We start from the raw sequence: 12,522 nt of genomic DNA on the forward strand, positions 1-12,522 counted from the left end.
CAGCAGCGCCATTTTTTAGTGCAGCTTCCATAACCTGGTATGGACCAAACCTTGAGCGGTTACGGGCACTGGAGCTACCACCGGTTGGCGCTGATGGCGGCGGCGCCTGAAATATCAGTACAATTTTGCCTGCTACATCTTTAAAATCGTTGTGGGTACTATCGCTGATGCCAGCCCCTGCAAAAACAACTTCATTGCAGAAGATAGTGCTCGTATGCGCCATCGATTGATTGATCATAAAGTCGTTGAACATTGCAAACGACTTTCCGTTCACTTCTATAGCTGCTTTGGAAATTGAATCCTGGTATATGGGATAACCTAATTGAAAATTGCCTTTATTACCGGGATGTAATCCCAGTGTTTTAAACTGGTTTTCAATATAGGCAGCTGCTTTCCGTTGTCCTTCAGTGGCCGTTTCGCGGCCTTCCATACCGGGGCCGGCTATGATGTACAAATGCTTCTTAAGGTCGTCTGGGGTTATTGTATTGGCAAATGGCTTAGGGTCGGCGATCTTTTGCGCCGAGGCAGCTGTGGAAGCCGCCAAAGCCATAACCAGGAGCGTTCTTCTCATAATGTGCTTTTTGTATTTCTTCAAAAATAACAGAGAGAGACTGGATTTTGGTTGAAATCCATGTTGAGTGGTGATGGTGAATCGTGAATGGCAAAGTTTGTTAGTTCGTAAGTTCGTTAGTTCTTGAGTTCGCAGGTGAAGAACTAACAAACTAAAGAACCTACGAACCCAATAACTTAAACTTAGAATCCAGCACTAAGAACTGAGAACTATATCCACTTGTTAACTACGCATCAAATTCACTTAGTTCTAACCAACGCAACTCCTTCGCATCCAGCAAACCCGTAATCTCATTTATCCGAACCGATAACTGTTGCAGCTGATCGAAGGGCAGGGAGCCGTCGTTCATTTGTTCGGTGATGGTTTGTTTTTCTTTTTCGAGTTTGGCAATATCTTTCTGTATTTGTTCGAATTCTCTTTTTTCATTATACGACATCTTCTTTTTCTCAGCTTCCTTAACCGGCGCCGTTTTTTCTTCCTGCCTAATGGGTTTGGTGTCGGTTTTCCCCTCCTCTTCTTTATCCTTTAACCATAACCGGTATTGAGAATAGTTACCCGGGAAATCACGGATGAAGCCGTCGCCTTCAAAAACAAATAAGTGATCAACGAGACGGTCCATAAAATACCGGTCGTGGGAAACGATCAGTAAACAGCCAGGATATTCGGTCAGGAAATTTTCCAGCACGCCCAGGGTAGGGAGGTCAAGGTCATTGGTAGGTTCATCGAGGATCAAAAAGTTGGGATTGCGGAACAGGATCGACAATAAATGCAACCGTCTTTTTTCACCACCACTAAGTTTGGAAATATACGTGTATTGTTGTTCGGGCGGAAAAAGGAATAATTGCAGGAACTGAGCCGCGCTTAAGGCGCCACCACTGGCCAATGGAAAGCTTTCTGCAATGTTTTTTACAAATTCAATCACCCGCATGTCTTCCTTTATCACCAGTCCCTGTTGGGAGTAGTTACCAAAGATGACTGTTTCGCCAATATTGATCTTACCGCTGTCGGCCGGTTCAAGGCCCTGCAGCATATTCAGAAAAGTAGATTTGCCCACGCCATTTTTTCCTACCACCCCAATACGTTCGCCCTTTTTAAAGGTGTAATCAAACCCTTTCATGATCGGTTTTTCACCAAAGCTTTTGTATACCTTTTTCAGTTCGATCACTTTACCGCCCAGCCGGTTCATTTTCATCTGTAGTTCCAATTGAGCCTCATCCATACGCTGTTTGGCTTTGGCTTCTACTTTATAAAAATTATCCTGGCGGCTTTTGCTTTTGGTAGTACGGGCTTTGGGTTGCTTGCGCATCCACTCCAGTTCCTTACGATATGTATTACGGGCTTTATCTATACTGGCGGCATCGCTTTCCTGGCGGGCCGCTTTTTTTTCAATGTAGTTTTGATAATCTCCCTTGTAAACAAACAGATCGCTGCCGTCTATTTCCCAGATCTCATCACTTACGGCATCCAAAAAGTAGCGGTCGTGGGTAACTAATAACAAGGTTACATTTTGTTGGTCGAGGTAATTTTCCAACCATTCCACCATTTCAACATCCAGGTGGTTGGTGGGCTCGTCCATGATCAGCAATACGTGTTTATGGTCAAAACCGATATCGATGAGGGTTTTGGCCAGGGCCACCCGTTTGCGTTGCCCGCCCGAAAGGGTATTTACTGCCTGGTTCAGGTGATGGATGTTTAGTTTGGCCAGGATCTGTTTTACTTTGGCATCAAAATCCCAGGCGCCCAGGTCATCCATTTTTACAATGGCGTCGGTCAGTTTATCGGGATCACCCTCTTCGCTAATGGCCTCAAATTCCCGTATGGCATTGATAACCGGGTGATTATGATAGAAAATATTATCCAGGATCGTCCCTTTTTCATCAAAAACGGGGTCCTGCTCGAACAAGGCAACGGTCACTTCTTTATTGATCCAGGTGGTGCCGCTGTCGGCTGTTTCCTTGCCGGCAAGAATGCGTAACAGGGTACTTTTTCCACTGCCATTCCTGGCAACCAGCGCAATTTTATCGCCCTCTTCCACATGAAATGAAATATTCTCAAATAACGGTTTTATACCAAATGACTTACCGAGTGCTTCTACAGATACATAATGCATGGCGCAAAGATAAACAGTTCTCAGTTGAAAGTTGAAAGTTCAAAGGTTTCAGCTTCTGTTGTTCTAAGTTTTAGTTATTTGGTTCGTAGGTTATTAAGTTCGTAAGTTATTGAGTTTGTTAGTTCGTGGTTTCAAGTCCAGGGTCCCGGTTGCGGCGACGGTTCTCTGCCCTTTGCCCTCCTGAACCTTGCATTTAAATCAGTAACTTAACAAGCCATATGTTTATAATAAGTCATATTATCCTTGTGCTGCTCTGGGTGCTTTTTGGCATTTTACATAGTGTGCTGGCGGCAAACTGGTGGAAACGCCTGATGCAACAGCGGCTGGGCCCACAGTATAAATATTATTCCTTTTCCTATTCGGTATTTGCGGCGGTTACCCTTATTGCCATTCTGGTGTACCAGGTTTACCTGCAAAGCCAGCTTATATACGCAGCCCCGGTTTGGGTAAAATTATTGTTATGTATTCCGTTGGTGGCGGGATTGATTATTATGGGCCTGTTGATAAGAAAGTATTTTTTCTCACTTAGTGGCATCAGCGTATTTTATAAAGAACAACCGCCAGCTGACCTGGAATTGAGCGGATTGAACCGCTACGTACGCCATCCTTTGTATTTCGGTACGCTGTTGTTCCTCTGGAGCTTCTTTTTTATTTTCCCGTATGTAAAAAATTTATTGGCCTGCCTGGTTATTACAATATATACGGTTTGGGGCGCCAGGCTGGAAGAAAAAAAACTGACAGCCCAGTTTGGTGAAAAATATACAGCATACAAAAAGCAGGTGCCGATGTTATTACCTCGCCTTTAAGGACCCTATCATTTCCACTTGATATTGCAGCCGATACTTGGTTTTTGATCGGCAGGAACGGGTTTTCCTGCTATCAAATGGTCCAGCGCATTACGGATAGCTGCGCCCGAAACGGGTTTGCCGTTACCCGGGCGGGAATCATCGAGCTGCCCCCGATATGCCAACAGCAGATTACTGTCATAAATAAAAAAATCGGGCGTGCAGGCTGCTTCATAAGCTTTGGCTACCTCCTGCGATTCATCGTATAAATAAGGGAAGGGGTACTGTTGTTGTTCAGCTACCTGTTTCATTTGTTCGGGTCCGTCCTCGGGATAAGCGGTTGCATCATTGGAGCTGATGGCAATAAAACTGATGCCTTTATCTTTATAATCATTTCCGAGTTTTACCAATGCTGCATTTACGTGTTTCACAAACGGGCAATGATTGCAGATGAACATCAGCACCGTGGCGGTGGCGCCTTTTGCTGTTTCCAGCGAGAAATCTTTCCCACTGACTGTATCAGGTAATGTAAAACCGGGTGCTTTTTCACCCAGTGGTATCATAACAGAAGGAGTGCGTGCCATATTTATTCTATAAAGTGAACAGTTATAATTTTACCAGCTTCTATTTTATAAACAGCTATGCCTTCAGATGGTTTACGGTTGGCGCTGGTTAGTTTTTCCTGGTCAACAACGGTGTTGCCCATCACCATTCGGTTTACGATCTGGCAATGCAATTCGGGCGTTTTGTTGAAATATTTAGCGTATTCCTCCCGGATCTCCTGTTTTCCCTTCATCAACACCTTGCCATTTATGTCGTAAATGACCACACTGTCGCTGTACGGCGTCAGGAAAGCGTCGATATTACGAAGGTTATAGCCATTTACCTGTTGTTGAACCAGCATTTCGGGAGTGGATTGTATTAAATTTTCCGGATGTATAATTACCCCATGATGAAAAATGCTGCGAATGCTGGCAGGAGTGGGCAGGCTGCGGGTGGGATCGCTATCCAGCAACAACAGATCGGCCAGCTTGCCTTTTTCAATACTGCCCAGGTCTTTTTCCTTTCCAAAACCTTTGGCCGCGTTGATAGTAGCGGAGCGAATGATCTCCCAGTTGGTGAGCCCGGCTTTTTGCATGGCCAGCAGTTCGTTTCCATAAGAGGCGGCATGCTGGGTACCAATGTTACCGGCATCGGTGCCTGAAACAATTAACACACCGGCTTGTTGCGCGAGTTTAAGGTTGGTGGCCATCGTGGTATCTTCTTTGGCTGGAATATGAAACCGGCTGCGCATGGTATGATAATCGAAGGGCGCTTTGTCGCCCAGGTGTTGCAGATCGAGCAGGCTGCCCAGCATAAAGGGATTGGAGTAAGTGAGGTCATGGGCAGTAAAATCGAATTGCTGGGTGAACGTGCGGTGATACCCTTCTACAACAATCAGGGTGGGAATGTATACGATGTTCCTGCTTTTCATCAGCTGCAGCATGTCGTTGTCCAGGGGCATGTCATCAACGCTGTGCACCAGGATGTCGGCGCCGGCCTGAACCGCCAGTTTAGCGGTTTCATACTGGGTAGCATGCACTGCTACTTTTAACCCGTTGGCATGACTTTCTTCTATAGCCGCTTTTACAATAGGGTAGGTGGTCTCAGGTTTTTGATCGCCTAACACAATGTACCAGATCTTGATGAAATCAGGTTTGTAGGGCAATTGTTTTTTCACCAGGTCACGGGCTTCCTGTTCGCTGTTCACTTTTACAATGGGCGGGTCGTTTTTATCAAGGTTCGGCGGCTGGTAAGTTGATATCAGCGGACCGGTCACAAACGCATTAGGTGCAAGAATAGTCGTATCAAGCTGGCTGCGGATGGCATAATTGCTGAAAGGGCCACCCACATCAATAACCGTAGTAATGCCGCAGGCCAGGTAACGCGCCATCAGATCGGCCCGGTTATCTTTTACCCATTGCTGGTCTTTTTCATAAGGATATACGCTCGTCAGATTCAGCCCATCGGGCCGGGTATATAAACCACCGCTTTGAAAGAAATGAATATGCGCATCGGTCATGCCGGGCATCAGGTATTTACCGGTTCCATCAATAACCCGGGCATTGGCGGGCGCTTTTATTTTTTTGGTGGCGCCAACTGTTGAAATGCGGTTGTTGTCAATGACAACCGTTTGATCGGCATCTATCTTTTGTGTAATTACATTTACTATATTAACGTGGGTGATGCAAACCGGTGTTGCCGGTTGTTCATACCGTTTATTGCCTGTATCCTTTTGAGCACGAAGGATGGAATAGCTATAAAGCAGGATGCCCAGCAACAGGTATTTTCTCATGCCAGTGAAGTTTCAATAAAGATAAACCAGAAGGGGCTATAAATGGTAAATGAACCAGCAAATAAGTGCGGTAATAACCAGCATCAACACCCATTTATATTTATCCCATATGTGGTGTTGTTTTTTACTGCTGATCGCCTGTTCAATGGTTGCACGGGCGGTGGCATCGTCACCGGCCAGTTGAATTAACAGATCTGCAATGGGCATAAAGAATTTTCGGGGTAAGGGTTGAACCGATGTCAACACGCTTTGAATGATGGCGTCGTTAACAGCTACATCTTTTTGTTCCCGTAACATCCCGATGGCGTTCTCTGTTAACAGTTCGCGAATGTGCAGGCTTACTGCATCGTACCGGAGATGGAATGTGTTCATGGAAGCTACATACTTTTGCAATAAACGGCATTCCTGTAAAATATGGGCGGGGGTGAGGGGTGCACTGGTAAATGATTTTCCGGTACTGCGTACATACCAGCGTTGGTAATGATAGGCTTCCCGCTTTTTAGGATCGCTTAATGTTTGGTAAGCTTCCTGTATTTCGCGGAAATGAGCGGCGGCCATTTGACTACCATCGTTTTTGTCGGGATGGTATTGCTGGGCCAGCCGGCGAAACGATCGCTTTATGTCCTGCAAGGACGCGGTGGTGGGTAATTCCAGTATTTTGTAATAATCTTTTACCTGGTTCATGAATCGTAAATGGTCAATGGTGAATGGTCAATACTTCGCCGCTGAAACCAGGCCCGCAAGTTAATCAGTTATTTAGTTCTAGAGTGGAGGCTAAACCTGGAACCTGAAACCTGGAAGGCGTTATTGTTCCGTTAATGGTATTTCCACTCCATCAATATAGGGTAACTTATACGTATACATAGTAAAAACTGCAAAGGTTGAGAGGTCTACCAAATATGTGCAAAAAAAGTGGCGTATGTATCGTACATTCTACAACAAATAAGGGGTTTTACCCGTTTATGCAATGCCTATTTTACGTAAGTTTGCTCCATTCTATGAAGACACACACATTTCGCTCGAAACCTGAATTGATAGCTATTCTGACAATTGCTTTGTTCTGCTTTATGGCAGCTAATTGTCACGAAAATCCTTCAGCTAAAGTGGCCAATGCAATTGGCTCTTCCACATCCGAACATCCAACATCTGGTAAAGACAAATCAGCAAATGCTGAACCCATGCCATCGGTTGAGGGGATGAAAGTTGCTGACCCCAAAACCATTTTGGCCCGTCCGGAAGTTCCGATCTTATGTTACCACCAGATTCGCGACTGGAAGCCTACTGATTCCAAATCAGCCAAGGATTACATTATACCGCCTGCTTCATTGGCCGATCAGATAAAAATGCTGAGCGACAGCGGTTATCATACTATTCTTCCCGATCAGTTATATGCCTACCTGAACGAAGGAAAGCCATTACCGTCAAAACCGGTGATGCTTACTTTCGATGATACTGATCTGGACCAATACACAGTAGCCAGGCCCCTGTTGGATAAATATGGTTATAAGGGCGTGTTCTTCGTAATGACCGTTTCAATCGGCCGCCCACACTATATGAACAAAGAGCAGATCAAAGAGCTTTCTGATAATGGCCACGTGATAGGTTCACATACCTGGGACCATCATAACGTAAAGAAATACCAGGGTAAGGATTGGGAAATTCAAATTGAAAAGCCAACCAAACTGCTGGAATCCATTACCGGTAAAAAGATCCAGTACTTTGCTTATCCTTTTGGTTTGTGGAATCATGAAGCTATCCCGGAGTTAAAGAAAAGAGGCATGATCGCTGCGTTCCAGTTATACTCGAAACGCGATGAGCAGGACCCATTATACACTATTCGCCGGATCATTGTCCCTGCCATGAAACCCGCATCTTTATATAAATCAATGCACGAAGGTTTTCACTATAATTAACCGCCGGTCAACATACAGTAAGAAATTCAGTCGTCCCGACCCTGTCGGGACGATTTTTATTTGGGCCCCCTTCAAATAGTTGCATACCCGTTTAGTTAAAACCCGGTTTTATCGCTTCCTTCACATAAAGTATTATTAAAAGGTGTAAGCGCCTAAACGCCTGGCATTGTATTCGTTCTAATTTAATAAGTATTCTAAAACACACTAAATGAAACGAATTGCAATAATCAGTATGCCGGTAATACTTTTGTTATTACTGTTTGGCAGCCTTCAAAATAAAGCAACTGCCCAGGAAGAGCAGGTTTCATACCAGATATTCTACGATGAACTGTCGCCATATGGAAGCTGGATCGATTACCCTGAATATGGATATGTTTGGCGCCCCGATACGGGCCCCGATTTCAGACCTTACAGCACCAACGGGCACTGGGTTTGGACCGATGAATATGAATGGATGTGGGTCTCGGATTATTCCTGGGGCTGGGCGCCTTTTCACTACGGCCGTTGGTTTTACGATGATTATTATGGCTGGCTTTGGGAGCCGGGCTATGACTGGTCGCCAGCCTGGGTTTGCTGGCGCAGCGGCGGTGATTATTACGGCTGGGCGCCATTGGGACCACAGTTCAGTGTGGGCGTAAACCTTTCGTTTGGCAGTTATTCTCCGCCCAGCAACTACTGGTGTTTTGTTGACCGGCAGTACATTGCTTCACCGCGGGTATATGAGCATTGTTATGGTGCGCAACGAAATACCGTCTTCATTAACAATACCACCATTATAAATAATTATCGCCGCGAACGGAATGTATATGTAACAGGCCCCGGCCGGCATGAGGTGGAACGGTATACCGGCCAATCCATCCGTTCGGTGAGCATCAGGGATGCCAACAGACCTGGCAGAACCAATTTCCGCGATAATGAAGTGGCTATTTACCGCCCACGGGTGAATCGCGATAACAACCGTTATGCACCCGACCGGTTTCAACGGTTCAACAGGGATCAACGTAATGACGGAGCTGATAATCGCGGTAACCGATTTGGAGGTAATAACGACCGCCGTGGAAACACTGATAATTTTGAACAAAGACGCCAGCAACAGGAACAAGTAATGCGGCAAAGAAATGACGATGCCAATAACCGTCGTCAGTTGGAAGACAGAGGCCAGGGCCGGACCTGGGATAGAAACAATGGTGGAAACAATGGGTCGGTTTTTGAACAAAGACGTCAACAACAGGAACAAGTAATGCGGCAAAGAAATGATGATGCCAATAACCGTCGTCAATTTGAAGAACGTCAACAGCAGGAACAGGTGATGCGTCAAAGAAATGCCGATGCGGAAAATAACCGACGCCAGCAACAGGATCAGGTGATGCGGCAACGAAATGCGGAGGCGGAAAATAACCGACGCCAGCAACAGGATCAGGTGATGCGCCAAAGAAATGCAGATGAGGAAAATAACCGCCGTCAGCAACAGGAACAGATGATGCGTCAAAGAAATGCGGATGCGGAAAATAACCGGCGCCAGTTTGAGCAACGCCGGCAGCAGCCTCAATTTGATAACCAGGGTGGTGGTTTCCGGGGTTTTCGCGGGCAACAGCAACAACAGCAACCTCAGCAGCAACAGCCTCAATTTGAACGGCGTAACACCGAGCCTGGTAATCAACGGCAGCAGCAACAACAGCAACCCCAGCAGCAGTCTCAGCCACAGCAAAATCGTGGTGATAACCAGCAGGGCGGGGGCCATTTTGGCGGCTGGCGCCATAATTAATAAAAAACATTTTTTTTTCAGTTATAAAAGGGCCTTCGGGCCCTTTTGGCTTTATAATCAGTTATTAGGCATAACAAGGTGCAACGTAAGTAGCTGGTTATTTGTCATAATGGTCAGAAAATCGATATATCAGGCTAAACTAATTGGTAAATTTGTGGTCTGATAGCGACAATTTCAAGCATCTGCAACTAGGAACCACAATCAAATTTTGTTAACTAAAAATGAAAACTGTGCAAGTAAGAAAAAATGCTTTTTGGGTATTGGGAATACTGGCTTTTGTATCGGTAGGGTTGAATGGTTGTATAAAAAATACCGCAAGTTCCACAGCCGCCCCCAAAACTTATATCTCACTCCTGCATCTGGCGCCCTGGGCTCCGGCTGTTGAAGTTTATTTTAATGATAAAAAGGCATCCTCTGCGATCAATGCGGGCACAGTTGCCAGTTCTTATTCTGCCCTGGACCCAGGCGTGTATGCGATCGGCTTTAAAAAAGCTGGTGGCGATAGCGTTGTAGCCTCCTTGAGCAGCAGCATATACGATTCATCTGAATATGCCACCTTGTTGTTGTACAACATCGATTCTATGCATGTAGGCGCTGTCAAAATTGCTGATAATTACAGCGTGCTTACCAATGACAAATCATTCTTCAGGTTTTTTCATCTGGCCCCTGAATTGGACGATGTGGATCTGTATTTTGATAATACCCTTGTGTCTTCAGGTCGCAGCTATGCCGATAATGTTTACTCAAGTTCGTATAACCAGTTTTCAGGTATTACGCCAGCTACTGTTAATGTGACTGTAAAGAAATCGGGTGTCGATTCTGTGATCGCCACATTGAATTCAGTTAACCTTTCTCCCTTTAACGCCTTCACTATTTATTTAAGAGGTAGAAAAGGTGGAACCGGCGTTAATGCAATTGGTATTGATTACCTGCAATCTGTTGATTAAGTTGCTTTACTAATAACGCACTGTTTATAAAGATTTTTTATGTTACGCCTGATGATCTTTCAGTTATCATCAGGCGTAATTTTTTTATTCAACCCATATAAATTATTTGGATAGCATTAGGAAAAGAATTAATTTTTATATAACTTTGTAACCCTGTTTTTACGACCTTAAATCAGGAATTTTACTACAGAAATGTTAAGTCTCATCCATCTCGCTTACAATATCTGTACTCAGTGAACCTTTTGGTTATTACAGTGTTTGATCGGTAGCAAGTTTCTTCAAGGCCTAAAGAGCCATACATATTTTTTATTGGGACCACCATCTGATAACATTCAAAAGTATTGAACGTATGAAAAAATCATCGGCAACCATTTATTCTCCTGCATTGGAGTTGCCCGTTATTACAAGAAGATCTGCACGCCGTGCAAACAGAATTAAGAATAACTCTACAACATTAGTTGAAAATTTAATTAATGCCGTTCCTCCACCGACAGAGGAAACGATCAATCGACTGAACCGATTGGGAAAGCAATACCCATTTTGCGTTTGCTATAGACAGAAAGACCACGATCCATTATGATTTTTGGAAGCAATAGCGGTAATTTTGATAAGTATAATTCCCTATTGCGGTATTTTTCTACAAGAAACCGGTGGTTTTTTTGTTAAAAACTTCCAGTTTCGGCAAATTTGATCTATCTTTGAATAGATCGAATTTATTGCTATATATTCTTCTTTTCTTACATTTTTCTGCTAGCCATTTGAATGAACGATTAACGAGTCTCTCTTTTTCTTGCCTAATGAATTAGCTGTTCTGATTTTTAAAGTAGCGTACGTATCCAAGGAAAGCCTGATTAATTACATTTTATCACTACTTGTAAATTTTGTGCATGAAAAAGAAAACTTTCAATTTGGTTTCTGCTACGAGCAGCACTTCAACCCGCCACACCTTCGAAAGCGCTAAAAACGCCGAAAAACTCTTGTTGGAAAAAACATTTCCTACTCCCCCCAGTGAAGAAACAATAACACGTTTGAATGCCATTGCGCAGGAATATCCTTTTTGTGCTTATATGAAACAGTCTGATCTGGCTTTACTGTAGTTATCACGATTTTTTACCAGCCTTTATAAACATGCCCCAGGTAACCTGCCAGTTCCATGAGCCAGGCAATACCCAGGTGTACTATTAATCCTCCCCAGATACTACGTGTATTGTATACTACAGCTCCCAGAATGATGCCGCCGAAATAAGAGGTGATACATTCGAACAAAGGTTTTCCAAAATGAATGGAGCAGTAGAAGGCCGCAACCGGTAATATGGCATGTTTACCGGCCAAACGGGCAAACGCAAGCACCAGAAATCCGCGAAAGAAAAATTCAATAGTTACAAAGTCAATCCCATAGGAAAGTTCATACAACCCATTCCAGGGAAGGGGATGCTGCACGTATTGGGCTATATTATCAATGCGTTGCACCTTGGGATACGTATTCAAAAAATCGTTTTGCGTGGCTGCAAAAGCGATCAGTGGCACCATGGCCAGCAGTAATAAAAAATATGGTCTTACCTTAAAGCCCCTGGCCTGTACGCCGGCCACCGGGCCTTCAAAACGGCCCAGTCGCCACAGGGCAATGACCGGTATGGCTACAGCCAGCAGTTTTAAGGGCCAGTCGAGCACCTTATTCCAGTATTGGTTCCAGGGGTAGGGAAAATGTGCTGTAAGGTAACTGGCTACTTCGCCAAAAGTGATCTTAATGGCAAAAATGGCCGGCGCCAACAGCAGCAACACAAAAAAGATCCGGTCATTGGGAATGGTAGCAGGAGAAACCAGGAATTGCAGCACCCAGGCGGCAGAAAAAATAAACCCAAACAGCATAAAGAACCCCGCAATGCGCAGGGGCCAGGTTGAGAGTGCAACAATAGCCGGTTCTATGCGGAGGGTATAATTACAGGTAATAGCAATGGCTACCAAAAGGGTGGTAAACAGAAAAACGGAGCGGTTGATGGATTGAAGGTAATTCCGCAGGTAACCAATGATCTCGTTCATAGAAGAAAGGTAAATAAAAATACCCCGACGTTGTGGTCGGGGTATTACAATATGTT

At 44.6% G+C, this 12,522-nt stretch carries 10 protein-coding genes and 1 pseudogene; 5 read left to right on the plus strand and 6 right to left on the minus strand.

Going from position 1 to position 12,522, the window contains the following annotated elements; genetic code table 11:
- A pseudogene (locus ACJ751_RS03015) lies at window positions 1–571 on the minus strand (hypothetical protein); the annotation flags it as partial.
- A 226-nt stretch (window positions 572–797) separates the two neighbouring features.
- Window positions 798–2,681 carry an ABC-F family ATP-binding cassette domain-containing protein gene (locus ACJ751_RS03020; protein WP_407743894.1) on the minus strand — a complete coding sequence of 628 codons (1,884 nt, stop codon included), beginning with the start codon at window positions 2,679–2,681 and terminating at the stop codon, window positions 798–800.
- A 218-nt stretch (window positions 2,682–2,899) separates the two neighbouring features.
- Here ACJ751_RS03020 and ACJ751_RS03025 point away from each other — a divergent pair, with 218 nt between their 5' ends.
- The gene (locus ACJ751_RS03025; protein WP_407743895.1) at window positions 2,900–3,487 is read left to right on the plus strand and encodes a methyltransferase family protein; all 588 of its coding nucleotides are present in this window, start codon (window positions 2,900–2,902) and stop codon (window positions 3,485–3,487) included.
- An 8-nt stretch (window positions 3,488–3,495) separates the two neighbouring features.
- Here ACJ751_RS03025 and ACJ751_RS03030 read toward each other — a convergent pair whose 3' ends face one another.
- The 3 genes from ACJ751_RS03030 to ACJ751_RS03040 are packed head-to-tail and all read right to left on the minus strand — an operon-like array spanning window position 3,496 to window position 6,485.
- Window positions 3,496–4,050 carry a thioredoxin family protein gene (locus tag ACJ751_RS03030; RefSeq protein ID WP_407743896.1) on the minus strand — a complete coding sequence of 185 codons (555 nt, stop codon included), beginning with the start codon at window positions 4,048–4,050 and terminating at the stop codon, window positions 3,496–3,498.
- Between the two features lie 2 nt (window positions 4,051–4,052).
- Window positions 4,053–5,801 carry an amidohydrolase family protein gene (locus tag ACJ751_RS03035; RefSeq protein WP_407743897.1) on the minus strand — a complete coding sequence of 583 codons (1,749 nt, stop codon included), beginning with the start codon at window positions 5,799–5,801 and terminating at the stop codon, window positions 4,053–4,055.
- A 36-nt stretch (window positions 5,802–5,837) separates the two neighbouring features.
- Complete coding sequence (locus tag ACJ751_RS03040; RefSeq protein WP_407743898.1) at window positions 5,838–6,485, minus strand: J domain-containing protein; 648 nt, start codon at window positions 6,483–6,485, stop codon at window positions 5,838–5,840.
- A 314-nt stretch (window positions 6,486–6,799) separates the two neighbouring features.
- Between ACJ751_RS03040 and ACJ751_RS03045 the strand changes: the two genes are divergently transcribed.
- The 4 genes from ACJ751_RS03045 to ACJ751_RS03060 all read left to right on the plus strand — a co-directional run bounded on the left by ACJ751_RS03045 (window position 6,800) and on the right by ACJ751_RS03060 (window position 11,523).
- A complete protein-coding gene (locus tag ACJ751_RS03045) occupies window positions 6,800–7,714 on the plus strand; it encodes a polysaccharide deacetylase family protein (protein ID WP_407743899.1) in 915 nt (304 codons plus the stop codon).
- 208 nt (window positions 7,715–7,922) lie between these two features.
- The gene (locus tag ACJ751_RS03050) at window positions 7,923–9,479 is read left to right on the plus strand and encodes a DUF6600 domain-containing protein (protein WP_407743900.1); all 1,557 of its coding nucleotides are present in this window, start codon (window positions 7,923–7,925) and stop codon (window positions 9,477–9,479) included.
- 230 nt (window positions 9,480–9,709) lie between these two features.
- Entirely contained in the window at window positions 9,710–10,426 is a 717-nt protein-coding gene (locus tag ACJ751_RS03055; RefSeq protein ID WP_407743901.1) for a DUF4397 domain-containing protein, read from the plus strand.
- A gap of 887 nt (window positions 10,427–11,313) precedes the next feature.
- Window positions 11,314–11,523, plus strand: coding sequence for a hypothetical protein (locus tag ACJ751_RS03060; RefSeq protein ID WP_407743902.1), 210 nt, complete (start codon window positions 11,314–11,316; stop codon window positions 11,521–11,523).
- Window positions 11,524–11,536: 13 nt separating this feature from the next.
- Here the strand turns inward: ACJ751_RS03060 and ACJ751_RS03065 are convergent, their stop codons facing one another.
- Window positions 11,537–12,466 (minus strand): CPBP family intramembrane glutamic endopeptidase, encoded by a 930-nt coding sequence (locus tag ACJ751_RS03065; RefSeq protein ID WP_407743903.1) that lies wholly within the window; start codon window positions 12,464–12,466, stop codon window positions 11,537–11,539.
- Window positions 12,467–12,522 lie beyond the last annotated feature (56 nt).

The organism is Niastella sp. (assembly GCF_045805085.1).
Taxonomy (GTDB): Bacteria; Bacteroidota; Bacteroidia; order Chitinophagales; family Chitinophagaceae; genus Niastella.